Genomic DNA, 23,895 nt, shown 5'->3' on the forward strand with positions numbered 1-23,895 from the left:
CGGCTAGAGGTCGAAATCGTCGCCATGGGTGAGGCGATTTCTGCGCTCATGAATAGCTTGGACCTCCTCGGTCACCTTCTTGATCAATGCGTTTTGGAGCGACGGGCTCCAGGCCAGCCTGATCTCGGTTCCATCGAAGCCACCCAATTCCTCGAGCACATCAATCATTCGCTCAGGCGCGCGCACGCATATGTCGCAGAGCATGAAGACAGCCGTCGAATAACATTTCTGATAATATTCATCGAGACCTTTGAAGGTTTTCAGGCACACATATGCGTGCACTAGATTCATGCCGAGCGCGTGCAATATTGTTTCAAATTCAGGAAGCGTCATGGTGACGCGTTTTTCGGGCTTGCTGTGCAGCAAAACGCCCAGCCTCGATTTGCTGATACCGGTCAGGTGGGCGAGTTTGCGTTGAGTTGCTTTCTTGCAAGCCATCGCCCGCAGGATCAGAGGCACATAGTCCCTCTGCAGCTCGTCGCCTTGGGCGAGCTCCACAACTTACGCCCCTAACTTGGCAAGAGATGTCATATCGATCCCCCAATGCCGTTCGGATGGGGAAGACAATCATAGCAGAAAAGCCAATGCAAGCGTGGTTTCGACCAGATTTGTCCGAACCGAAAGGCTAACGCATTGGTGACCGCGCTTGTTAGTGCCGGGACCCCTTGAATGGGCCGGTCTCGCGAGGTTGATCGAACTCGTCCAACTGGAGCTTGGAAATCACGCGAGCTGCCCGCTGCTCGACTATATAGTTGAATAAAAGGGCAGAAAGAGCGTCCCCAACAGAAATGTTGGTTTCGAGTCTTGTTTCGAGCAATTCTTTTATTCTCTCAAGATTTTTGGCACTCGTCTCCGTAATCTCTAAATGGATCTGAATGCTTCCGCCTGTAGGGACAGCCACCAGATGGCGCTTTAGGTTCTCCGCATCCTCATCATCTATCTTTTCTATTCCTGGAACGCGGCTGTTCACGAGATTTTCGAGCGTCTGATAGCACTTAGTACTATTAGAATGAAGGCGAAGGCTCTCAGTCGTGAGATGAAAGAAGCGTTCGGAGATATCCAGTGTAAAGTCTCGTGAGTCAGCGCCCATAGTGCCCACGTCCTGAACTGCCCTCATCCATTAGAGCCCGATCGATGGTCGGTTGCCTTGCCGGGATTATGAACAGGCAATGGTTAATATCTGACGAGTCTTGCGCCGCGAATCTACCGCGAATGAAGCCTGTCCGCAATTGCAGGGCATAACGCCCCGTCAACCCGGCCAATTTGCCCCATATGACGGGGCAGGATGCCCTGATCACCGGGACACGGTGCCCCATTTTCATCACCGACATCGAACATGATCGAAAATTTTCCCGATTCGGGAGGGGGCTGATCCCATACGTCGTTGCGGTGCGGCGATGTGATTGGCCAGCTTTGTTTGGGCGCGGTTCCGTCGCGTCTCCAATCGAAGGAAATCCACATGCAGTCTGTCCTCCAAAAGAGCGGACACGCGGAGCTGGCGATCCTCGCCCTCGCCGTACTCCTGTTCGCTTTTCTCTTCTTCGCCGGTCCCGCCTTCGCCGGCGCCGACACGACGTTCAACACCGCGCTCACTAAGTTCACCGACTTCCTCGAGGGATCCGGCGGCAAGATCATCACGGTGCTCAGCCTCGCCGGCGGCGTGGTCGCCCTCGCTTCGGGTCGCTTCTCGATGGGGCAGATCGCGATCCCGGTCGGCGTCGGCGTCGGTGCCGGAACCGGCGTGCCGATCGTCACGTCCACCGTGACCGCGACGATCTGAACCGATCCCAGGCCTGTGCGGAGTAGCAGCTCCGCCCAGGTCCAGGAGGGGGTGGTGCAATGGCCGCAGACAAGTACGTCATTCCAACTCATCTCGACGATCCCGAGCTGATCGGGCTGTGGACGCTGGATGAGTTCCTGGCGATGGTTATCCCATTCGTCTGGGGGATCCTGTCTCAGCACATCCTTATCGGCATGCTTCTTTCGGGGGCGGGCTGGTGGGGTCTCAGAAAAGCTAAGGCAGGCCGGGCGACGTCCTGGCTGCTTCACCTGGCCTATTGGCATCTTCCGGCCGGCTTCACCGGCCTGAGAGCCACGCCACCCTCATATCTTCGACTGATGGCGGGGTGATATGGAACTTTCCTACAGCCATACGAACAGCCAGCGGATCCTGCGCCAGCGCAACATTCTGGCCGTCGCCGCGGTGGCGCTCGCCGTGATCACCCTGCTGCTCTGCACGGTCAGCCTGTCGCGCGACCGCGAGGTGGTGCTGCAACCAGTGCTGCGTTCTCCGCTGACGGTCAGCTCTGCCGGCGTCAGCCGCGAATATCTGGAGATGATCACGCGCGACACGGTCGTGCTGACGCTCGATCGCAGCCCGCAGAACCTCGAATACTGGATGAATGCGGTGCTCGACATTGCGAGCCCGCGCACGCAGGGCAAGATCAAGGCCGACCTGCTCAAGATCGTCAGCGAGCAGCGCGGCTCCTCGATCTCGCAGTTCTTCACCATCCAGAAGATGGAGATCGACACCAGGAACCTCCGCTCGGAGGTGACCGGCGAACTGCACACGATCGTCGGCAACAAGGTCATCTCCAGCGAGAACCGCACCTTCCGCTACGACTGGGAATATTCCGGCCTGTCGCTGAAGCTGGTGGGCTTCGGGATGGTGAAGACCGGCTCCGCGAAAGACCAACAGGGGAGCTCATCATGATGCCGGTCTATGCTATCGGGAGTGCCGCGCTCGGCACTGCCTTCCTCTCGCGCGTGACTTGCCACGCGAGCCGCTTCATCGGCGCAAGCCTCGTCGCCCTGGCGGTCTTCCTCATCGCCGAGCCGGCCTTCGCCGATCAGACGATCATGGCGAGCGACAGCGCGCAGGTTGATTGCACCGCGTCGGCCAAGGATCTGACCCGCATCAGCCTCGTCGAGGACGAGTTCGCGAGCGTGTCGAAGATCTCGACCGGCAATCCGCAGGACGACTTCTCGGTCGTCAACGAGCCGGTCCGCGGTGACATCTACCTGTCTGTGCCAGACGGGTTTGGCCGACCCGCGCTTTCCTTCTTCGCGACCAGCAAGCGCGGCTACGTCTACAAGTTCGTGTGCCGGATCAGCGGGGACCAGGCCGCCCAGGTCTTTGTTTCGAACCCTGCGATCGCCAACGAAAAGGCGGCCGAGAATGGTCCCGCCAATCAGCTGGGACCCCAGGATGCCGCCGTCGAGCTTGTCCAGGCCATGTATTCGAATGCCGTCGCCGATGGCTACGAGATGCGCCAGCGCACCCTGCGCCCCGTCTATGTTGGCACTCTCAAGGTCCAGATGATCGCCGAATATCGGGGTTCCGAGCTGACCGGCCGGGTGCTTCGGATCGAGAACAAGGGTGACCAGAGCGTCGAGCTTACCACAAGCATGGTCGCTCCTTCGAGCGCGCTCGCCGTCTCGATCGCCGACACCAAGCTCGCACCGGGCAAGGTCACCACGGCCTACCTCGTCTCGCAAAATGGTCCGAGCCCCTTGGCTGGCCAAAATACTCCTACGGGAAGGTGAGGATATGGCTCTTTCCGATTTCCTGAAGCGCAGTCGCCGTCCTCTCGACGGCGGCAGCGAGGGCGGCACCGAAGAGGGAGTTTCCCCGCTGTCGGGCGATCTCGGTGCCAATGACGCAGTCCGCCGCCGCCAGCGTCTGCTCCTCGCCGGCGTCGCGGGCGTGGGCCTGGTCCTTTCGTCCTTCTGGATCTTCGGCGGCGACGGCGACAAATCGAAGGAGACCGACGACGGCGTCAGCGAGGTCGACGTCTCCACCAAGGATCTCGTCAACCGCAACCTCTCCCAGCAGGAATGGATGGCGCTTTCGGAGAACCGCTTTCAGTCGACAGAAAACCAACTCAAGTCGATCGACGGGCAGAATAGCCGGCTCGAGGCGCTGACCGCGCAGGTCGAGGCGCTGAAGGGCCAGAATCAGGCGATGCAGGCCGATGGCCAGCGGGTCCTGTCCGCCTACCAGGCCGAAAACGAGCAACTTCGCCGGCAGGTCGCTGATCGCCGGACTGCCGCAGCACCGGCGCCCGGCCCGGCCGCAATGTACGGGCCCTATGGTCCGCAGGCCTATCAGCGACCGGGCGCGCAGGGCGGAACGCAAGCGGCGGCTCCGATCGCTTCGGCCGCGGAAGTGAAGCTCGTCAACTTCACGACGACGGATAGCGGCAACGCCTCCCGCATTGCCAAGGGCAACACGGTCTATACCGACAGCGTCAACTATCTGCCGCCCAACAGCTTCGCGCGTGCGAAGGTGATCGTGGGCGTGGATGCGAGCGCGGGGGTCAACAGCCAGAGCGATCCCTTGCCCGTCGTGCTGCGTGTGACGGGTCCGGCGCGCTCGGTCTACCAGAACGGCCGCCTGCTCACGACCAAGATAGAGGGCTGCCTCATCAACGGCGCGGCGCGCGGCGACCTCTCGAGCGAGAAGGTCTACGTCAAGCTTCAGAAGATGACCTGCCCGCAGCCCGGCGGCCGCTACGCGGTCTCCGAGGTCAAGGGCTTCATCGCCTTCGGGGGTAAGACGGGCGTGCGTGGCCGGGTGGTGTCCCGCGAAGGCTCGCTCGTGACCCAGGCCTTCCTGGCGGGCCTTGCTGGCGGCTTCGGCCGTGGCTTCTCGGCGAATGCCAACTCGGTCTTCCAGGGCACCAACATCACGACCAACGGCCAGCGCCAGAAGCTCTCGACGGGCGACATCCTCGAGGGCGGTTTCGGCGAGGGCGTCGCCCAGACTGGCGACATGGTCTCCAAATATCTGATCGAACGCGCCGAGCAATACCAGCCCGTGATTGAGATGCCGACCGGCATCGATGTTGAGATTGTCTTCCTGGAGGGTGTCTATGTTCGCAATTGATCGTCTGCGCGCGCTGGGCCGCCCGTCGCGCCTCGTCCTCACCACGCTCCTCGGGCTGAGCGTCGCCGGCATCGCGCTCGCGGCCGACACGAACAGCCCGGAAGACCGGGTCCGGTTGCTCCTAAAGACGCGGCTGCCCAAGACACCGGTCACCGCTATCGATTGCGGCAAGATCAGCGGCCTTTGCGAGATTACCGCGGGCGCCAACCTGTTCTACGTCGATACGGGCGCGCGTTTCCTCGTCATCGGCCGCGTCTATGACATGCAGACCCGGCAGGACATCACGGCCGCCCGTCTGCTCGAGATGAACCCCGACATGCTCGTCGGCGCAGCCGCGAAGGCCAATGCGGCGGCAAATGCGGGCGGCGAAGACGATACTTCACAGCTCGCTGCGGCAACGCCGGGCCGGGTGGAGAAGCCAGTCCGCCCTGCGACGCCGCAGAAGCTCTCGCTCGCCGAGCTGCCCCGAGACGGTGCGATCGTCTGGGGCAATCCTTCGGGCCAGACGATCACGGTCTTCACCGATTTCCGCTGTGGCTATTGCCGGGCGCTCACCAGTGTCCTGAAGGACATGAACGTGCGGGTCGTCGAACGGCCGATCTCGGTGCTCGGAAGCCGCGATGTCGCCGACCGCGTCTACTGCGCCAGGAACCGGGAGGCCGCGCTGCATGCAGCCTATGCCGGAGAGGAAATCAAGGCAGGACCTTCCTGCAACACCTCGGGGCTCGATGCGAACGAGGCCTTCGCCCACCGCCATGGTCTCAGCGGCACGCCGGTCATCGTGCGCGGCGACGGTGCGGTGATCGAGGGCTACCGGCCGCGCGCCTTCCTCGAGAATTGGCTCAAGGGAGGCCAGTCGTGATCCGGCGGTCCTTGGTTGGGCATGGCGGCGGCCGCCGTCGTCTGTGGCTGCCGGGTGTGCTCGGGTTGACCAGTCTCCTGGCGCTCAATGGCTGCGCCAGTTTCGGCGGCAATGTGCGCGGCAGCTTTTCCTGCGCGGCGCCCGACGGCATCTGCGCGCCGAGTTCGACGATCGACGACAGGGCGCTTGCGCTCATCTCGGCGGACCCTTCGGACGGCGATGCTCTGCCCACCGGCAATATGCGGCAGCCGATGCGCGGGAAAACCAATCGCGTGGCGATGGGCCAATCCGCGCGCCTTGCCTCGACCGATGCCGGACGCAGCCAAGAGAAGGTGCTGCGGATCGTCTTTCAGCCCTATATCGACGAGCGTGGCCGGCTCCACGAGGCCAGTGCGGTCCATGCGGTCGTCGCGAGCGGGGAATGGCGGCAGCAGGCTCTGATGCAGGCGTCCATGCCGGCGCGGGCGTCGGCGGTGGCACCAGACATCCAGGAATCGCTTGGTGATGCGGTCGACCGCATCGATCCGCCGCTGACAGGCTTCGCCGACAGCGATCCGAACGGACCGGACCCGGCGGCCGTTGCGGCTGCCCGGGCGCGCAAGCCTGATCCGGCCCCCGATCCGGTCAGTGCGATCAAAGCGGATGTCAGGGCGCGTCTCGCTCCCAGGGCGCCAGCGACATCCGGTTCGGGAACGGCGGCGGCTTTGAGCCATACTCCGCCGGCTGCCGCTTCGACGGTGCCTCATCCCCCCTCTGATGCACCGGCGAGCGGCAGTCCCGAAGCCAAGGCGGCCTCGGCACCCGCTCCGCAGCCTATGAGCGCGACCGGCGCGGCGGCGGTCGCGCGCGTGAAGGCCGATCCCCACTATCAGGAGGTCGCCAATGGCGCGGCTAAGGATGCCCGGGATGCCGGCGTTGCGCAGACCGGAGCGGCAGCCGCGCCGGCGGCGATCGGCGCGACGGTGAAGGCCGCGAACTTCCCTGCTGCCGTGCCGGAGGACAAGTGAGATGGCGGGGAGCTTCTTCGAGAGCCTGCTGTCCGGGATCCTGGGCGACGCCAAGCGGCCCGACGCCGAGCGGCCGGAGTTTGGCGTGCCGATGCTGGCGCATTGGCTGCCCTATCGCAGCTATGATCCCAAGACCGGGATATTCTACAACAGCGCATCGCGCGGCTTCGTGATCGAAGCAGCGCCGCTCGTCGGCGCGGACGAACGCACGGGCGAGATCCTGACCCAGTTTCTCTCGGAGGCGATTCCTGCCCCCGGCTGTCTGCAGTTCCACCAATGGATGAGTCCGCGGATCGGCGAGCGCCTCTCCAAATGGTATCTCCCGCGCTATTCCGCGCGCGGCGTCTATGAGCGCATGGCCAAGCACCGGGTCGACTTCCTGACCGACGGGGTCTGGAAGTCGCTTTCGGCCGACGCGCCCTTTTCGCTTCGCAATCACCGCGTGGCGATCTCCTATTCGACGCCCGAGAGCTCGAGCGTGACGGCAGAGGAGATCGTCGCCGTCATGGACGGCATCATCTCGGCGCTTGCCTCGATCAATGTGTCGGCCAGGACGATGGATCCGCAGGCACTCATTGCCTGGATCGACGACATTACCTCGCCGACTACTGCTGCCGGCGAGGACGTGGTCAGCTATAATCCGCTCGATCCGATCGCGGACCAGGCAATCCGCCGGGACGTCGAATTGCATATCGAGTCTGACCGGATGCTGCTTCGCACCGAGCGATTCCGGCCCACCGGCAAGACCATCGACGAAGCGCCGGAGATCGGTGAAATTCTGCCGGACGTCTTCGACGTCCGCTCGTTCTCGGTGCGCAACCTGCCGGCACGCTGGGCGCCATGGGACGTCGCCCGGCTGATCGGCGACATGTTTACCGACAAGCTGCGCATGCCGTGCCCGGTCGCGACCAATCTCTGTGTCGAATTCCCCGATCCGATGGCCGCGAGCAACAAGGCCAGCTTCAAGTTCATGCGCACAACGAGCCTGGCCGATTCAAAATCGTCGCGCTTCCTGCCGCAGCTGCGCGATCAGAGCCAGGAATGGCGCTATGTGAACGACGAGCTGCGCCAGGGCCGCAAGCTCGTGCGCGTCTTCTTCAGTGTCACCGCCTTCTCCCCGAAGGGCCGGGGGGACGCGAACGAACGGGTACTCAAATCCGTGTACCGGGCAGCGGGCTGGGATCTTCTCGACGATCGCTACCTGCAGATCATGGGTCTGCTCTGCGCGATGCCGATGACGATGGCCAACGGTCTCGCGCGCGATCTCGAGCGCATGAAGCGGATGCGCACATTGCTGACCACGACCGCCGCTAATCTCGCCCCCATTCAGGGCGAGTTCCTCGGGAGCCAGGTGCCCCATCTGATGCTGATCGGCAGACGTGGTCAGCCCTTCTTCTGGAGCCCGTTCGAGAATGCGGCCGGCAACCACAATGTCGCTGTCTTCGGCAAGTCGGGCTCCGGCAAATCGGTGACGCTGCAGGAGCTGTGCGCGTCATTCTGTGGCGCCGGCGCCCGCGTTGTCGTCATCGACGACGGACGCTCGTTCGAGCATTCCGCCAAGCTCCAGGGCGGCGCTTTCGTCGAGTTCACGATGGCTTCGGGCTTTTGTCTCAACCCGTTCAGCATGATCGACGAGGAACTCGCGGCGACCGATGAGGACTATCTCCTCGACTGCATGGCAATGCTCAAGGCCATCGTGAACCAGATGTCGCGCCACATGGATCGGCTCAACGATACCGAGCGCGGCCTGATCGACGGCGCAGTCAACACGGTCTGGGCGGAGAAGGGGCGGGCTGGTTCGATCGATGATATCATCACCGCCCTGGATGCGACCGGCAACCAGCAGGCCACCGATCTTGGCATAGCTATGCGGCCATTCTCCTCCGCCGGCACTTATGGCCGCTTCTTCCAGGGCGAAGTGTCCTTCGAGTTGTCGGCCCAGCTCACCGTTTTCGAACTCTCCGATCTTTCGTCACGTGAGGAACTGCGCAGCGTAGTGCTGGCCGCGATCATGTTCATGTCACAGCAAATGATGCGTAAGGTCGACCGTTCGATCCCCAAGGCGCTATTCCTGGATGAAGCGTGGCAGATGATGCGCGGCGGGGCGATGGCCGAGTTCATCGAGGCCTTTGCGCGTACCTGCCGTAAATATTATGCGTCGCTCATCACCGCGACCCAGTCGCTCAACGACTATTACAAGTCTGCGGGTTCGATCGCCGCCCTTGAGAACAGCGACTGGTTCGTCATTCTCCAGCAGAAGCCGGAGACCATCGCCGACTTCAAGAAGCATGATCGTTTCGAGATGGACGACTATACCGACGCGCTGCTGCGCTCGCTGAAGATCAACGGCCGCGAATATTCCGACATTCTGATCAAGGGGCCAGAGACGTTGGCGGTCGGCCGCCTGGTGCTCGATCCCTTCTCGTCCACGGTCTATTCCTCCAGTCCGGCCGTCTACGCCGCCATTGAGGATCTCGTCACGCAGGGCCTCACCATGGATGAGGCGATCGAGCGGATCGCCTTCCCGGACAACCCGGAAAAATGGGCCTCTCACGAGGATCCCGAGCTCGCGCAAGCGGCGGAGTGAGCCATGGCCAGCAGCACAGAGCCGAGGGTACAGCCATCCGCGCCGCCGTCGATCGACGCGCGCGCGATGCTTCATTTCACCCTGTATTTCGGCGGCTTCCTCGCATCAACGCTGCTCATGACCTGGGGCCTGTTCGCGCTGTTTTTTCTCGCCCTTGGCGGCTTCTCGCTCGATGGCCTGATGAACCAGCTCAACAACCTCAGCACCCGCTACGTCATCGCGACCCCGGATCGGGTCGCATCGTTCAAGACCATCTTCGCCGTCGCACATCTCATCCTTTCCGTGGGGCTCATGGTCCTGCGGAGAGGCAGGATCCTGCCTTCGGCCCGATCGCAGGGAGACCCCCGCCATGGCTGAGCAACCCGAACTCGACCTTCCCGCGCCACCGGTATCGCCAGCAGCGCCAGCGAAGCCCAGACGAACATTCTTCGCTGGCTTCAGCCGTATGCAGATCCTCGCCGGGCTGATCCTTCTGGCCACTGTGGTCTGGGGCATGTGGGTCACCAAGACACTGGTGACGCCCAAGCAGGATCATATCGTCTCGGCGCGGCTCTCCTCGATCGTCGGGGAATATGTGCAGGCGCAGGCGCGCTCGACATCGCCTCCGGCGCAGGTCGAGGCCGAGATGCGGGGCTTCATGGCGTCGCTCGACAAGGAACTGCAGCGGCGCAGTGCTGGCGGCCAGATCGTGCTCGTCGGCGAAGCCGTGCTCACGAAGAACGTGCCCGATATAACCGACAGCCTCAGACAATCGGTCTACGCCTCGGGCGTCCCGCGGCCGCGCCAAGCTTCGGCCGAGGAGCTGCAGCAGATGAATGCCCAGGCGATGGCGGCCGCGAGACCCCAACTTGCAGCCCCGGCTCAGATGCCGGGCCAGATGCCCGGGGCTGCTCCTCCGATCGATCCCATGATGGCCGCACAGGGCATGGCGGCGCCAGGAATGGTGTCTTCAGGGCAGCAGCAGCCGGTTCCGCAATATGCTCCGCCAGCTGCGCAAGTTTCGACCTTCGGAGGCTCCGATGGCATCGGCGGCCAGTGAGGCGCGCCCAAGCTGGCGGCCACGCACGCGGCTATGGCTGTTGTTCGGCCTGTTCATCGCGGGCAGCGTTCTGCTCAGCGCGATCAGCGCATGGCGCGACGATCATCTGCTGCTGATCAACACGACGGGTTCGCTTCCGAACTGGGCCTTCCTCATCCAGCGCCACAAGCTGCCGGCGCGCGGAGACTATGTTTTCTTCGACCCGCCGCCAAGCACGCTCCTGCGTCGCCACTTCGGCGCGAAGCCGCGGATGTTCGGCAAGATCGTCTACGGCATGCCGGGCGACACGATCAGCCACGTTGGCCGCCAGGTTGCGGTGAACGGCCACCTCGTCGCGCAGATGAAACCGCTCACACGCTTTGGTGAACGCCTGACGCCGGGCGCAACCGGCCCGGTGCCGCAGGGATGCTATTTCGCGGCTACGCCGCACAAGGATGGCTTCGACAGCCGCTATGCCGAAATCGGCTTCGTATGCGCGCGCCAGGTCATAGGAACCGGGGAGCCGATCCTATGAGGGTGCTCATCTCAGGCGGGCTGGCCATCGCCGCAACGGTCGGCGGGTTGATCGTCGTTGGGCCGATGCGGTCGGAGGCCAAGGACTATGGCCAGGCCGCGCAGGCGTTCCCGGTCATCGAGCCCGATCTGCTCTCCACCATTGAAAACCGCCTGCGCCGCGCAGAGGCAAGCGGCGAGCTCGCCCGGACCAACGAGATGTTCGCCAAGCGCGTCGAGGCGAAAGTTCGTCGACCCGATCCCGTCACGGGGGTCACCCCGGCCCGGACCGCCCGGAGCTGGGACTTCGATCCGTCGGTCACGATGGAACGCGACATCCGCGACCAGAAGGGCAACCTGATCGCCCCAGCGGGACAGCGGATCAACCCGCTCGACTTCGTCTCGATCCGTCAGGACCTTGTCTTCATCGACGGTGACGATAGCGAGCAGCTCGCTTGGGCCACGACGCGCTACACGGACCTCAAGGCGAAGATAATCTTCGTGCGTGGATCGCCGGTCGAGCAGATGACCGCGAAGAAGCGGCGTTTCTACTTCGATCAGCAAGGCAAGCTCACTTCCCGCTTCGGCATCGAGCATACGCCAGCCGTGGTCACCCAGGCTGGCAAGGTGATGCGCGTCTCCGAGGTGGTGTTGAAGTCCGGGAGCCCGGGCTGATGCCGCTGTGGCTCGACATGCTCCGAACGCCGATGGCGGCACCCGAGACTCGCGATCTTCGGCGGCTGCGCCGGATCTGGCAGGTTCTTTGCCTGCTACTGGCCGCCAGTGTCGCGGGCTTGCAGCCGTTGATGCGGATCAGCGGTCAGGCGGCGCCCTGTGCGATCGCGTCGCTGCTGGCGGCCACGCTGTTGACCACGGCGCTTTACCTCGCGCGCAAGCATCGCGCGGACACCGCCTTTCTCGAACCTGCCGGGGAGGATCAGTGATGCGCGGCTTTCGATCAGCTCTGCGGCTTCTCGTCATGGCGCTGGCAGCCTTCTTTCTGGCGCCGAGCGCACAGGCGGCAGGGCCGACCTGTCACGGGAAGTTCGTCAATCCGATCACCGACGTGTGTTGGTCTTGCCTGTTCCCACTCTCGGTCGGCGGCCTCAAGATCTGGCCGAGCGGCCGGCCGGATACGAGCAATCCCGCTTCCCCGATCTGCTTTTGTGGCAGCCCGCTTCCCAGGATCGGCATCTCGGTCGGCTTCTGGGAGCCGGTGCGGCTCGCGGACGTCACAATGAAGCCCTGGTGCTTTCCTAATCTCGGGGGTGTGCGCATCGCGCCGGGGTTCGACATCGGCCAGGGCTATCTGGCCGGCCCCTCGATGGTGGGCGGCCGCTCGCAGAGCACGGCCAAATGGCACGTGCACTGGTACGTCTATCCGCTGCTCTACTGGATGGAGATCCTGACCGACTTCGTCTGCTTCGAGCAGGCGAGCTTCGACATCGCCTATATGACCGAGGTCGATCCGCTCTGGCAGGACGATAGTCTGACGGCGCTGATCAATCCGGAAGCCGTCGTCTTCGCTAACCCGATCGCCCAGGTCGCCTGCGCCGGCGACTGCATCGCCGGGACCGTCCACCTGCCGCTCGATCCGCTGTTCTGGTGTGCGGGGTGCCAGGGCAGCATGTATCCGCTCAACGGCAACGTGCCGTCCTCGATCGGCCATGTTCAGTCCTCGCGGCTCGCACTGTCGCGCTTCGCCTACAAGATGCACCGCGAAGCTCTTGCCTGGGGGACGATGGGCTCGGCCGGGCTCTGCAAGAAGTACCTCATGCCGATCATGCGCAAGCAGCAATACCGCTTCCAGATGGTCAATCCGATCCCCACCGTGAGCGGCCGCTTCGCCTGCTCCACGATCGGGGCATCCACCATGCCGCCTGACGCAGGTCGCGCCTATCCCGCCGCCGGCGAGGACATGGGCTACCTCGTCTGGCGCAAACGCAATTGCTGCGTGCTGTAGGGGGCCGTCCAATGCGCAAATACCTCTGGGGCTTCGCAGCGATCCTTGGCTTGGCGAGCGTGACGGCCTTGCTCGCGCAGACCGTCGACGGGATCGACGTCCAGGCGATCAAGCAGCGTTCGGCGGACCTACAGGCGGATGCCGAGGCTTTCGTCAACCATGTGAAGGATAGGGGCGACGCCTTCCGCGAGGACGCGCAGACCGTTCGCGACGCTGGCATGGAGAACATGCAGCGGGTCGCCAAGAGCGATCTGCCCAAGGGACCGGCAGGCCCCGTCGATTTCGACGAGATCGTGGCCGGTGCCGCGTCGAACGCGACGGCAGGGAAGGGCGAGGCGCCCCAGTTCATCGTCTTCGCGAGCCTGTCGATGCCACCGCAGTCGCTGCAGAAGCTGATCGGCGACACGGCCAGGGCCGGCGGGGTGGTCGTGTTCCGCGGCTTCCCCAACAATTCGATGAAGGAGTTCGCCACGAGCCTTGGCAAGATCATCGACCGGCAGGACGATTTCGCCAATGTCGGCATCGATCCGCGGCTGTTCCGCGCTTTCGATGTCCAGGCAGTGCCGACATACGTCAGTGTCTCGTCGGACTTCGATCTTTGCGCCGGCTTCTCCTGCCAGACCAAGCTGCCGCCCTATGATCGGCTCGTCGGCAACGTCTCGGTCGAATATGCGCTCGAGCAGTTCGCGGACGGTAATGGCCCGGGCGCACGGGTCGCAGCGGTTGGCCTCGCCAACATGCGCAAGGCCCATCCATGAGGGCGTATCTCGTCCTGGCTGCGCTCTTCGGCGTCGTTATGGCGAGTTCGCCCGCGCTTGCCCAGATGACGCTCGACGAGGCGCGCCAGGAGGGGAAGGCGCTGGGTACGGAGAAGCGCAACGATTCCACGCTGGTGCCGTCCAGCGATGCGCAAGCCGCCGCGGTCCCCGGCTATTCCGGCACGAGCTTGCCCGAAGGATCCTATTTCGACGATCCCGGTAAGCTTGAGTCCGACGCCCAGGCGGCCAAGTCGTCCAACGAGCAATATCGCATCACCACCGATGCCGATCACAGCCGGGCCACGTTCAGCAATTCCGAGATCCTCGCGACCACGGCGCGCGCGACATCGGTCGAAAACGATCCCTCGACCTATCTCGCTGGCGAGGAAATGGGCGGCACCAAGGGCACATGCGTGCCGCTGCCCGCCGCGCCGGGGAGCGCGGGCTATTATGAGGCGAGTTGCAACGCCGGCAGCAAGGTCACCACGGAAGCCCGGACCTGCAACGTCAGCCTTGACGTTCACACCGAGAAGCGGACGATCTACACCTATTACACGGGTCGGTTGAGCTTCCTGCCGACAGATGGCGGGCCCTATCCCGCCCGCGCGGCTTTTGACGACGAGATCGCCACCGGCATCTGCTGGGAAAGCCGCCCGATCGACTATTGCGACAATATGAGCGCCTATGGATATACTGCGGCGCCGACCTGCAAAAGCCTTGGCCACACCGCCGTCGAGGTCAAATGCACCGCCGAGGCCCAGGGGATCACGCCGGGCGAGTATCATCCGGGCTATGTGCTCTCGACCGGCAATTACTGGCTCACGAAGCAGGAAGAACCGGCCGTGCCGGTCATCACGCGCAACGAGGGGCTATGCGCCGCCAATGCCGGCGACCCGAACTGCACGCTCGAGACCGAAGTGTGCACGTCGAGCGACCCGGTCACCCGGATCGTCGACGGCGTTCCTGTCACCCAGCCCTGCTGGGCCTGGCAGCGGACCTATCAATGCCACCGGATCTCAACAGCCAATGACTGCGGTGATCTCGAGGCGAACGGGAGCTGCACCTATCTGCGCACAGAATGCCTTGACGAGGAGCCTGATGGCGGGCCCTGCAAAGTCGAGAACCGCGTCTACAGGTGCCCGACGCCTTCCGGAGGCACGAGCGATGCGCCGCAATATATCTGCGGCGACGACGTCTATTGCATCAACGGCGACTGCGAGCCGATCGTTCGCGAAGCGTCGACCGAGTTCAAGGACGCGCTCGTTGCGCTGCATGCGATCGACCAGGCGGGCAAGGAGTTCAACGAAGCCGATCTCCGGGTCTTCAGCGGCACGCGCGAGACCTGCCACAAGCCGGTGTTCGGCCTTATCAACTGCTGTGCGGGCAAGACGTCGGGTTTGTTGACGGTCGGCGCTGGCGCGGCTGCGCTGGCGGGCGGTCCCGCGGCGATCGCCGCGCTCGCGACCCCCTTCCTGGTCCTTTTCGCATGTTCACAGGACGAGATGAGGCTCGACATCAAGGACCGGATGGGCCTGTGCCATAATCTCGGCACCTATTGCTCGTCGAGTTTCCTCGGCATCTGCAGCACGCGGCGCACCGCTTATTGCTGCTTCGAGAGCAAGCTCTCCCGCATCCTCCAGGAGCAGGGCCGTGTGCAGCTCGGCAAGCCGTGGGGGGCGCCGAAAAAGGAACAGTGCATTGGCTTCACGATCGACGAGTTCTCGCGGCTCGACCTGTCGGTAATGGATTTCACCGAGGTTTATGCGGACTTCATGGATGCGGCCAAGCTGCCGGACGAAGTCCAGACCATGACCGAAATCCAGCAGAAAATTCAGAACTACTACGACCTCCACGGCAAGTGAGATGGGCCGATCCGATCTCCTTGCCGCAGGGGCCGCAGCGCAAACCCAAGGAAAGTGACCATGCCTATCCCTGTTCTCGAGCTGCCCCTCGTCCTGGCATCCCTGGCGCTGCAACCGTCGGCCCCAACGCCCCACCATCGTTGCGGTGGCTCTCCCGCGACCGTGGCCGATTGCTGCGTCCACCCCGCAGCCTGGGACAGTCTGACACCCAACCCACCGCTCGCACTCCCTTCCGCGCAAACCGCCTCAGCCGATGAAAGGACGAAGCGTGATGTCCCCCGTCGCTAAACTCTCGATGCTGCTCGCCCTGTCGATTGGGACTGCTGCTCCCCTGTTGGCGCAGGATGCGCCGCCGTCACGCGACACGATCGAGCAGAACCGGCCGGATGCTTTCTACTGCGGCGAGCGGAAGCTCGGACAATGGTTCTATTGCGACAAGCCCAGACCCTTGCCGCGCGAGGCGCAACCGTCGCCGCCGCCGAGCGCGGTCGACCGGATGGCGGCGATCACGAAGCAGCTCGACGAATTGAAGGCCAAGGCGATCCTGGAGCCGACCGAAGAGAACGTCATCGCCTACGTCCGCTTCCAGCGCGAGCAGCTCGACCGCGCCTCGACTTTCTCCGACGTGTGGCAGCGCGCGCTCTGGCAGAACCCCGACATCGACTACACGTTGCAAAGGCCCGTCTCGACGGTCGGCAAGCGTGCCTGGCTCGACAATCGAAAGGCCGATCGCGACGCGGTCCTGACCAACCTGGGGCAGCGCTACGGGCTGTTCTACTTCTTCGCGCAGAGCTGCGGCGCCTGTGAGCTGTTCGCCCCGATCCTTCGCTCGGTGACCGACAGCCACCGGATGGCGGTCATGGCCGTATCGATGGACGGGGGGCCGAGCCGCGATTTTCCGGAACATGTCGTCGATTCCGGGCAGCGGGCGCGCATGGGCGTGCCGGGCAATGAGACACCGGCGCTGGTCCTCTTCGACACGGTGACCAAACGGACCATTCCGGTTGGATACGGCATCCTGAGCGCCGATGAGATCATGGATCGCATCTTCACGCTCACGAACACGAAAGTGGGGAGCGATTACTGATGGGACAGGATCATCGCAAAGGGCGCGCCCGCCGCTTCTTCCGCTCGGCCGCCGGCTCGATGGCCATGATGGCCGCGCTCAATTTTTCCATCGTCGGGGTCGCGCGCGCCGACGTCGCGTCCGAGATGAACAACTTCTTCTCCGACGCGGGCGGCGCTGCCAACGTGACCGGCCCCTCGGCCTATCAGGGTCAGTCGGCCGGCTATTACTCTCTCGGCAATGTCTGGACGCGTTTCCCGCAGAAGAGCGTGCAGCCGTTCAATCTTCAGCTTCCGAGCGCCCGTGCGGGCTGCGGCGGCATCGACCTGTTTTCTGGAAGCTTCTCCTTCATCAATGCGTCCGAGATCGTGGCGATGCTGAAGGCGACGGCCAACAACGCGCTTGGGTTCGCCTTCAAGCTGGCCATCGATTCCGTCTCGCCCGAGATCGGTAAGGTCATGGACGAGTTCAGCCAGAAGGCGCAGCTCCTCAACCAGATGAACATCTCCAGCTGCGAGACCGCTCAGGCGCTGGTCGGCGGAATCTGGCCCCAGATGGATTCGACCCGGGCGACCATTTGCGAGGCGGTCGGCAACAGCCAGGGCGTCTTTTCCGACTGGGCCGCCTCGCGTCAGGGCTGCAACAACGGCAATCGGCGGGATTCGACAATCGCCGGGAACACCGATGCGTCGATGAAGGACCAGCTGGTCGGCGAACCGCACAACTATACCTGGGAGGCGCTGAAGAAGTCCGCCAAGTTCGGGGCGTTCGACCAGTCCTTCTCCGAATATATCATGACGCTCGTTGGTACGGTCGTGACGACGCCGTCGACGGACCCGAGCGTTGGCGGCAAGGTGGTGATGTTCGGTCCGGCGGAAGACGCCGTCGTCACTGCGCTGCTCGACGGCACGGCGGACGCGCCGCCGGTCAAGATGCTGAAGTGCAACGACGAGAATTGCTACGATGTCGGCGAACAGACCCTGTCGGTCCCGGCATCGTCGGCGCTGCGCCCGCGGATCGCCACGATGATCAAGTCGATGAGCGACAAGATCCGGTCGGACACGCCGCTCAACGCCGCCGAAAAGCAGCTCCTCAACCTCGCGACCGTGCCGATCTACAAGATCCTCGCCGTGCAGGCCTATGCCCACTATGCGCTGACCGACGGCGAGATCCAGACGCTGTCCGAGATTGTGGCCGTCGACCTGCTCTCTGCCATGCTCGACAATATGCTGGACCGGGTCGAGCAGGCGAAGGTTCACTACCAGACCTTCGACCAGGAGACCGCGACGCAGTGGAAGCAACAGATCGCGGCCACGCGCGCCAAGTTCAGCCAGCGGGATGTCCGTCTCAACAACAAACTGCAGGTGACGATGCAGATCATCAACCGCAGCATCATGCTGGAGTCTACCCTGCAGAACTCGATGACGCCGGGGATGGCGTCCGCGCTCAACTTCTCGCGCGGGCTGAACGCCCAAGGTCTGAATTAGTGCGGCTGAACTGAAGCGGGAGCGCGTCGATGCTGGAGGTCTTCACGGTCGGGGGCGGCGAGTATCTCGTAAACGTGTTCAACGCCGTCGCTGCCTGGTCAGGGGGAGGGGGCTACCGCTCGCTCCTGCGGGTCGTGATGGTGATGGGCCTCATCTACTCGCTGCTCGTTGTCGCCTTCACGCTTAACTACAAGGCGTGGATGAACTGGTTCCTCCAGGCGACGGCGATCTATCTTTGCCTGATGGTGCCCACGGTGAGCATCAAGGTGACCGACCGGATCAACCCGAGCCTCGCGCCATCGACTATCGACAATGTGCCGATGGGCCTGGGTGTGCTGGCGAGCTTTACGACGCAGGTCGGGGATTGGCTGACGCGGACGGCCGAGACGGTGTTCGTCATGCCCAGCGAGCTCAATTATTCGAGCAATGGCATGGTCTATGGCGCGCGCCTGTTCGACGCGACCCGCAATTTCGTTGTTCGCGACGCGGAGTTCTCGACCAACCTCGAAAACCATTTCAAGAACTGCGTGTTCGGCGACGTGATGCTCTATCAGAAGTCGCTCACGAACCTCGCCAAGGCGCCCGACCTGTGGGCCGCGATCGGGCCGGGCTCGGAAGCGCGCTCGCAGGAATGGCTGGAGCGCCAGGGCGACGGCACCGTTCAGAACTTCATCATCACCTGCCGCCAGGCCTACCAGGCGCTCGACGCGCAATGGGCGCCGATGATCGAGGCCAATGCTCCGATCTGGGGTAAGGAGGTCTATCCCAGGCTCAGCAACGCCCTGGCCGCCGACAAGCTCAAGCATGACGTGCCGATCGCGAACACGGCGTTCACCGGATCGGGGAGCAATTTCACCGAAACGATGCGGCAGAACACAGCGATCAACGCCTTCATGCAAGCACGCAACAGCATGGCTGGTGGGGCAGGCGCGGCCGCGATAGACACCTTCGCCCAGACGCGCGCCGACATCCAGGCGCGCAACACCTATAATTCGATTGCCCAGCAGGCGATGGCCTGGGTGCCGATCCTCAACATCGTCCTGACCGTCGTCTTCTTCGCGATGTTCCCAGTCATCTTCCCGCTGTTCCTCATGCCCCAGACGGGGGTTGGCACGCTCAAGGGCTATGCCATGGGCTTCTTCTACCTGGCTGCCTGGGGCCCGCTCTATGTCATCCTCCACATGATCTGCATGACAAGGGCGGAATCCGCGGCGAACGGCGTGGCCGGGGGAGGCGTGACGCTTGGAAGTTATGCCGGCATCGGCGCGGTCAACGGCGAGACGGCGACGATCGCCGGCTTCATGCTGATGAGCGTGCCTTTCCTCGCGGCCGGTCTTGCTCGCGGCGCGATGTCGATTGCTGGCCAGTCCATGTCGATGCTGGCGCCGGCGCAGAACGCGGCGGAGGCCGCCGCGCTCGAGCAGACCACCGGAAACTACTCCTATGGCAATGTGAGCTGGGCGAACTCGACTTCGAATATGCGGCAGGCCGATCAGTGGACCACGGCGCCGAGCTATATGAGCGGCGCCCCGAGCATGGGCTGGCGCCAGGATAATGGCGCGATGATCAACGGCTTTGGCAATGGTCAGGACGTCTTCGACACGTCGGGGGCCATTTCGCGCCTCGGCTTCACCCCTACCATGACGACCGGGTCGGTCGCGGAATGGCGGGAGATGGCGAGCGAGGCGCACCGACAGTCGCAGGCTTATGAGAATGCCGCGGCCGAGGTCCTGACCGCTACGCATGCCAACCGCAGTGCATTCGGCACCTCGACCGAGCGGTCGTCCGGCTGGGATTCGAGCAGCGGCCGGCAGGCGAACACGTCCGTCGATCAATTCGACCGGCGGACCGGGAGCAGCACGCAGGGTCTGGAGGAACGGGATACGATCTCTCAAGGTCAGCGAATATCTCAGGGCCATGATCGTCAGGCGCAGACGAGCGACCAGATCTCCGGGGTGGTGTCCGCAGGAACGGGACGGCAGACGGCTGGAGGGTCGGGCGGTCGCGGAGGAATTTTGGGCCGCCTTCCCGGCATTGGCGGCAGCGTATCGAAATCAGGGTCTCAGACAGATGCGCTAAGGCATGCGACTGACGAAACCCGCGGCAGCGACAGCGCCAACACATCCTCGAGTGGCGTGCGTGACGAACATTCGAGCGGAAGCGGCGCCTCGATGTCCGATGGGACCTATTCGCGCAGCGGTAGCTTCAGCCGGGCATCCGCCACATCATCGGCGTCGGCGAGTACGGAGGATTCTCTGGCGCTGGCAAAGTCGTACTCTGAGACGGCCCGGCGCCTTGAGGAGCTTTCCCAGCAGCTGTCACGCGACGCCAGCTATGCCGAGACGCATGGCATGCAGCTCAGCGAGAATCTGAGCCAGGATCTTGCGCAATGGTATCGCCGCCAACAGGTCGAAAATCCGGGGCTTGACGCGCCCGAGCTTTGGGCAACCGATCTCACAGACCAGCAGCGGCTTGTGCGCCAGGAGATGATCACGCGCTGGATGCATGACAAGCAGGATGGCATCCGGGCGGAGATTGCGGGGCGCCTCCACGATCCGGACCTGGTCGATGTCAATCGGCCGAGCGTGGGGAACGAGGCGGATGTCAGGGCCTCCTACCGGCCGCATGGTCCTGGGCGGCTGCCCGCCGGTCCTGGCGGCGGCGGGGATGTCGGCGCCGCTGCGATCATCGAGGCCGGCAAGGCAGAGCTGGGGGGCGACCGCGCTGCGGCGCAGACGATGCGAGGGCAGCGGGTTCAAGGGGCCGCTGATCTTGAGCAGGAGGTGAACCGCGACCACGATCGCGGATTCTTCCAAGACCCCAAGCTTCGCGAATAGAGCTTAGAGGATGTAGAACATCGCTCCCACGAGGCCGGCCATGCAAACGTAGGCGAGGGCGTAGCCTATTAGACCGCCACGAGTGGGGTTCCCGTTTTCGTCGGTGATCATTTCGATCTCAGGAATCTCTTCCTCGACAATCGCGTAGATGGGACCGCCGGACAAATCCTTCGTTCGATTATATGTGTCGAGGTCGAATTTTGGGAAGCGCATGCTTTCTCCTGTGACGGAGAATAGCGGTTGGGGCGCTTTTCCGCAACCCTTGAGACGCGACTTATAGCGAGATTATCAAGTTTACAAAAAAACGATAAACCACCATAACCTCGCTATGGATGCTCGTCGTAACCCCTTCGCGCCTGGCGCCGGCACTCGCCCTCCAGAGTTGGCGGGGCGAGATGCGTTGCTTGAACGCAACGCGGTCGCGCTCGACCGAATCCGCGCGGGGCGCGCGGCACGCCCGAGCGTCCTCTATGGACTGCGCGGTGTAGGCAAGACCGTTCTGCTCACGACGATGCGTGACGCAGCCGAGGGGGAGGGCATGGCTATCGTCGCCATCGAGGCTCCCGAGAACCGTTCGCTCCCCGGCATCCTCGTGCCTGCCCTTCGGGCGACGCTGCTGAGGCTCGATCGCATGAAGCAAGCTTCGGACGGCGTTAAGCGCGCGCTTCGCGCGCTGGCCGGGTTCGCAAAGCTCAAGGTCAAATATGACGATCTCGAAGTGGGACTCGATTTCGACGTCGAGCCGGGCCTGGCCGACAGCGGCGACCTTGAAGCTGATCTCGCCGATCTGTTGGTTGCAATCGGCGAGGCGGCGCGAGAGAAGGGGTCAGCTGTGGTACTCGTCATCGACGAGCTCCAATATGTGCCTGAAGAGCAATTGGCCGCATTGATCAGTGCGCTCCACCGGGCCAGCCAGAAGCAGCTTCCCATTACAATGATCGCCGCTGGCTTGCCGCAACTCGTTGGGCAGATGGGCCGGGCCAAGTCCTATGCGGAGCGACTTTTCGAGTTCGTCTCCGTCGGACCGCTCGATGATCACGCCGCGCGCGATGCCATTCGGCTTCCAATCGAGCGGGAAGGCGAAGCTGTCGATGATGCGGCGTTGGACGCGATCTGCGAGCAGACCCAAGGTTACCCTTATTTCCTCCAGGAGTGGGGAAAGCATAGCTGGGATGCAGCTGAGGCGTCGCCGATCACCCAAGACGATGTTGCGGCGGCAACGCGTAGCGCGCTCGCGGAACTTGACGCCAGCTTTTTCCGCGTTCGGTTCGATCGTCTGACCCCTGCCGAGAAGCGCTATCTGCGCGCCATGGCCACTTTGGGCACTGGACCGCACAGGTCGGGAGATGTTGCCGATGCCTTGCACGTGAAGGTTTCAAGCGTGGCGCCGACGCGAAACAGCCTGATCGCGAAAGGAATGCTCTATAGTCCCGCGCATGGAGATACAGCGTTCACCGTGCCCCTGTTCGATGCATTCATGCGAAGAGTGATGCCGGAAGGATGATTTTTGAAGCACCGCCCCGAACGACCGGGGAAGGGCACCAAGCTATGAGTCATCGTTCCCTTTTGTGTCTTGGTTAACGTCAAGAGTGGATTTGACCGCCGCCAAGGAGCGACGTTTGGTGCGAAAATGAACGGGGCTATCTTCATCATCACGAGGTTCACGAGCGAAATTCACCAAGAGGAGCTGAGGGCCTGACCCAACTGCGCCCAACCTGTCTTCGGGGTTTCGCAAGGGGCAGTCGGTGAGGGACATACAGCCGCATCCAATGCAGGTTTCGAGGCGGTCACGCAGCCTCATGAGACTAGCTATCCGCTCGTTCAATAGCGTACTCCACTCGGCACTGAGCCGACGCCAATCCGTTGACGTAACCGGCCCCTCTGGAATCCGGTCAAGAAAATCCTTTAGTTCGGAGAGCGAAAGCCCGACATATTGGGCGGTTCTGATAATGGCGATCCGTCTCAATACGGATCGAGGATACCGCCTTTGATTGCCGGCTGTGCGCTCGCCCTTGATGAGGCCTTTCGCCTCGTAGAAATGGATCGTCGAAACCGCGACTCCGCTACGTTGCGCGATGGCGCCAACAGATAGAGGACGTGTTTTGTCAACAGTCATTGCAAAGACTCGTTACCAAATGTCGGTGCTAGAGCACCGGCAAACTACTTCAGGACTCAGGATGTGGTCATTTCTCGACCGCGCAGACCAAGCCCGTGCCGTGCATCCGCCCCTACATCTACGACGGCGACTATAATCCGGTGCGAGGCGTTTGGTCACTCCCGGCTTTACGGTATCGACGTGCCCGAATTCAGCACTTGCTCTGCGTGCGGGACAATCCCTACGATAGCCGCGAGAATTTGCGTACCTTGCTCGCGAGGGGCAATGTCATGTACCGCCAGCTCGACATCGACCGCTACGAACGACCAATCCTGCAATGCTGGAACATGGATGGCGATCTGTCGTGTCAGCAGGTCCAGGCAGGTCACGCCGTTCGCCGATACAGGCCGTTGCAATGTTCTTCCCGGAGATTATCGCGTCGTTCGATCATTAAAGCCGCGAGTGGCGGTCTTGCGGGAAGCCTCTTGCGGGGAAGGGGGACGCCTCGATCTCTTGGTATCGAGGCGTCAAGCCCGCTTTAGCTGTTGAGCCGGTCCTTGACGGCCTTCGCCACGCTGAAGGAGAGTTTTTTCGACGCTGCGATCTTGATGGTTTCGCCGGTGGCCGGGTTCCGGCCTTCGCGGGCGAGAACGTCCTTGACCTTGAACTTGCCGAAGCCGTTGAGGCTCACCTCTTCGCCTTTGGCGGCGGCGTCAGCTATTGCGGCGAAGACGAGATCGACCGCCTTGCGGGCATCAGCCTTGGTGGCCCCGGTCGCACCGGCGAGATGATCGGCAAGGTCGCTATTGTTCATCATGCTGTTCCTTCTGCAATTTTTCGGGATTCCTCTAATAGTGGCGAGGAGCGTGCGGCGCTATCTCAATGCTCGACCTTATTGAAGGATTCCGGCTTATTGGCCGGACAGGCCATGAGCGATAGTTTTTGCCGGCAC

General features: G+C 63.0%; 26 protein-coding genes. 20 read left to right on the plus strand and 6 right to left on the minus strand.

The genetic code is table 11. The features are described from left to right. Positions 1–3: 3 nt before the first annotated feature. The gene (locus FHS92_RS16285; protein ID WP_017184784.1) at positions 4–498 is read right to left on the minus strand and encodes a hypothetical protein; all 495 of its coding nucleotides are present in this window, start codon (positions 496–498) and stop codon (positions 4–6) included. Positions 499–649: 151 nt separating this feature from the next. After that, positions 650–970, minus strand: coding sequence for a hypothetical protein (locus tag FHS92_RS16290; RefSeq protein WP_230461512.1), 321 nt, complete (start codon positions 968–970; stop codon positions 650–652). A 489-nt stretch (positions 971–1,459) separates the two neighbouring features. Here FHS92_RS16290 and FHS92_RS16295 point away from each other — a divergent pair, with 489 nt between their 5' ends. The 19 genes from FHS92_RS16295 to FHS92_RS16385 all read left to right on the plus strand — a co-directional run bounded on the left by FHS92_RS16295 (position 1,460) and on the right by FHS92_RS16385 (position 20,848). Then, positions 1,460–1,780, plus strand: a complete 321-nt coding sequence (locus tag FHS92_RS16295) for a TrbC/VirB2 family protein (protein WP_017184782.1) — start codon at positions 1,460–1,462, stop codon at positions 1,778–1,780. Between the two features lie 59 nt (positions 1,781–1,839). Then, a complete protein-coding gene (traL, locus tag FHS92_RS16300; protein ID WP_017184781.1) occupies positions 1,840–2,130 on the plus strand; it encodes a type IV conjugative transfer system protein TraL in 291 nt (96 codons plus the stop codon). A 1-nt stretch (position 2,131) separates the two neighbouring features. Beyond that, on the plus strand, positions 2,132–2,713 hold the full coding sequence (locus FHS92_RS16305) for a type IV conjugative transfer system protein TraE (RefSeq protein ID WP_017184780.1): 582 nt from the start codon (positions 2,132–2,134) through the stop codon (positions 2,711–2,713). Next, positions 2,710–3,546, plus strand: coding sequence for a type-F conjugative transfer system secretin TraK (locus FHS92_RS16310; protein ID WP_017184779.1), 837 nt, complete (start codon positions 2,710–2,712; stop codon positions 3,544–3,546). Before FHS92_RS16305 ends, FHS92_RS16310 begins: the two co-directional genes overlap by 4 nt. Positions 3,547–3,550: 4 nt before the next feature. Continuing rightward, positions 3,551–4,888, plus strand: coding sequence for a TraB/VirB10 family protein (locus FHS92_RS16315; protein WP_017184778.1), 1,338 nt, complete (start codon positions 3,551–3,553; stop codon positions 4,886–4,888). Beyond that, positions 4,875–5,750 carry a DsbC family protein gene (locus FHS92_RS16320; RefSeq protein WP_017184777.1) on the plus strand — a complete coding sequence of 292 codons (876 nt, stop codon included), beginning with the start codon at positions 4,875–4,877 and terminating at the stop codon, positions 5,748–5,750. The genes FHS92_RS16315 and FHS92_RS16320 overlap by 14 nt, the downstream gene beginning before the upstream one ends. Next, positions 5,747–6,757, plus strand: coding sequence for a TraV family lipoprotein (locus tag FHS92_RS16325; RefSeq protein WP_017184776.1), 1,011 nt, complete (start codon positions 5,747–5,749; stop codon positions 6,755–6,757). Before FHS92_RS16320 ends, FHS92_RS16325 begins: the two co-directional genes overlap by 4 nt. 1 nt (position 6,758) lies before the next feature. Further along, on the plus strand, positions 6,759–9,344 hold the full coding sequence (gene traC, locus FHS92_RS16330) for a type IV secretion system protein TraC (RefSeq protein WP_017184775.1): 2,586 nt from the start codon (positions 6,759–6,761) through the stop codon (positions 9,342–9,344). Positions 9,345–9,347: 3 nt separating this feature from the next. After that, the gene (locus FHS92_RS16335; protein ID WP_017184774.1) at positions 9,348–9,701 is read left to right on the plus strand and encodes a hypothetical protein; all 354 of its coding nucleotides are present in this window, start codon (positions 9,348–9,350) and stop codon (positions 9,699–9,701) included. Further along, complete coding sequence (locus FHS92_RS16340; RefSeq protein WP_026002700.1) at positions 9,694–10,383, plus strand: type-F conjugative transfer system protein TrbI; 690 nt, start codon at positions 9,694–9,696, stop codon at positions 10,381–10,383. Before FHS92_RS16335 ends, FHS92_RS16340 begins: the two co-directional genes overlap by 8 nt. Then, complete coding sequence (locus tag FHS92_RS16345; RefSeq protein ID WP_017184772.1) at positions 10,364–10,897, plus strand: S26 family signal peptidase; 534 nt, start codon at positions 10,364–10,366, stop codon at positions 10,895–10,897. Before FHS92_RS16340 ends, FHS92_RS16345 begins: the two co-directional genes overlap by 20 nt. Beyond that, positions 10,894–11,550 (plus strand): type-F conjugative transfer system protein TraW, encoded by a 657-nt coding sequence (gene traW / locus FHS92_RS16350; protein ID WP_017184771.1) that lies wholly within the window; start codon positions 10,894–10,896, stop codon positions 11,548–11,550. Before FHS92_RS16345 ends, traW begins: the two co-directional genes overlap by 4 nt. Next, positions 11,550–11,819 carry a hypothetical protein gene (locus FHS92_RS16355; RefSeq protein WP_017184770.1) on the plus strand — a complete coding sequence of 90 codons (270 nt, stop codon included), beginning with the start codon at positions 11,550–11,552 and terminating at the stop codon, positions 11,817–11,819. The genes traW and FHS92_RS16355 overlap by 1 nt, the downstream gene beginning before the upstream one ends. Beyond that, the gene (gene traU / locus FHS92_RS16360) at positions 11,819–12,838 is read left to right on the plus strand and encodes a conjugal transfer pilus assembly protein TraU (protein WP_026002699.1); all 1,020 of its coding nucleotides are present in this window, start codon (positions 11,819–11,821) and stop codon (positions 12,836–12,838) included. The genes FHS92_RS16355 and traU overlap by 1 nt, the downstream gene beginning before the upstream one ends. A gap of 11 nt (positions 12,839–12,849) precedes the next feature. Then, positions 12,850–13,596: a type-F conjugative transfer system pilin assembly protein TrbC gene (trbC, locus tag FHS92_RS16365; protein ID WP_017184767.1), complete on the plus strand. Its 747-nt coding sequence runs from the start codon at positions 12,850–12,852 to the stop codon at positions 13,594–13,596. Further along, a complete protein-coding gene (locus tag FHS92_RS16370) occupies positions 13,593–15,458 on the plus strand; it encodes a conjugal transfer protein TraN (RefSeq protein ID WP_017184766.1) in 1,866 nt (621 codons plus the stop codon). Before trbC ends, FHS92_RS16370 begins: the two co-directional genes overlap by 4 nt. Before the next feature lie 271 nt (positions 15,459–15,729). Continuing rightward, entirely contained in the window at positions 15,730–16,545 is an 816-nt protein-coding gene (locus FHS92_RS16375; RefSeq protein ID WP_026002698.1) for a conjugal transfer protein TraF, read from the plus strand. Positions 16,546–16,610: 65 nt separating this feature from the next. Beyond that, positions 16,611–18,011: a conjugal transfer protein TraH gene (locus tag FHS92_RS16380; protein ID WP_037515325.1), complete on the plus strand. Its 1,401-nt coding sequence runs from the start codon at positions 16,611–16,613 to the stop codon at positions 18,009–18,011. A 29-nt stretch (positions 18,012–18,040) separates the two neighbouring features. Then, complete coding sequence (locus FHS92_RS16385) at positions 18,041–20,848, plus strand: conjugal transfer protein TraG N-terminal domain-containing protein (RefSeq protein WP_017184763.1); 2,808 nt, start codon at positions 18,041–18,043, stop codon at positions 20,846–20,848. A 3-nt stretch (positions 20,849–20,851) separates the two neighbouring features. Here the strand turns inward: FHS92_RS16385 and FHS92_RS16390 are convergent, their stop codons facing one another. Then, positions 20,852–21,061, minus strand: a complete 210-nt coding sequence (locus FHS92_RS16390; protein WP_017184762.1) for a hypothetical protein — start codon at positions 21,059–21,061, stop codon at positions 20,852–20,854. Between the two features lie 115 nt (positions 21,062–21,176). Here FHS92_RS16390 and FHS92_RS16395 point away from each other — a divergent pair, with 115 nt between their 5' ends. Beyond that, complete coding sequence (locus FHS92_RS16395) at positions 21,177–22,352, plus strand: AAA family ATPase (RefSeq protein WP_026002697.1); 1,176 nt, start codon at positions 21,177–21,179, stop codon at positions 22,350–22,352. A 42-nt stretch (positions 22,353–22,394) separates the two neighbouring features. Here FHS92_RS16395 and soxR read toward each other — a convergent pair whose 3' ends face one another. The 3 genes from soxR to FHS92_RS16410 all read right to left on the minus strand — a co-directional run bounded on the left by soxR (position 22,395) and on the right by FHS92_RS16410 (position 23,757). Beyond that, on the minus strand, positions 22,395–22,964 hold the full coding sequence (soxR, locus tag FHS92_RS16400) for a redox-sensitive transcriptional activator SoxR (protein ID WP_081095122.1): 570 nt from the start codon (positions 22,962–22,964) through the stop codon (positions 22,395–22,397). A 167-nt stretch (positions 22,965–23,131) separates the two neighbouring features. Beyond that, positions 23,132–23,359 carry a hypothetical protein gene (locus FHS92_RS16405; protein ID WP_137903217.1) on the minus strand — a complete coding sequence of 76 codons (228 nt, stop codon included), beginning with the start codon at positions 23,357–23,359 and terminating at the stop codon, positions 23,132–23,134. A 122-nt stretch (positions 23,360–23,481) separates the two neighbouring features. After that, complete coding sequence (locus FHS92_RS16410; protein WP_017184758.1) at positions 23,482–23,757, minus strand: HU family DNA-binding protein; 276 nt, start codon at positions 23,755–23,757, stop codon at positions 23,482–23,484. Between the last annotated feature and the right edge of the window lie 138 nt (positions 23,758–23,895).

This window comes from Sphingobium subterraneum (genome assembly GCF_014199435.1).
GTDB lineage: Bacteria > Pseudomonadota > Alphaproteobacteria > Sphingomonadales > Sphingomonadaceae > Sphingobium > Sphingobium subterraneum.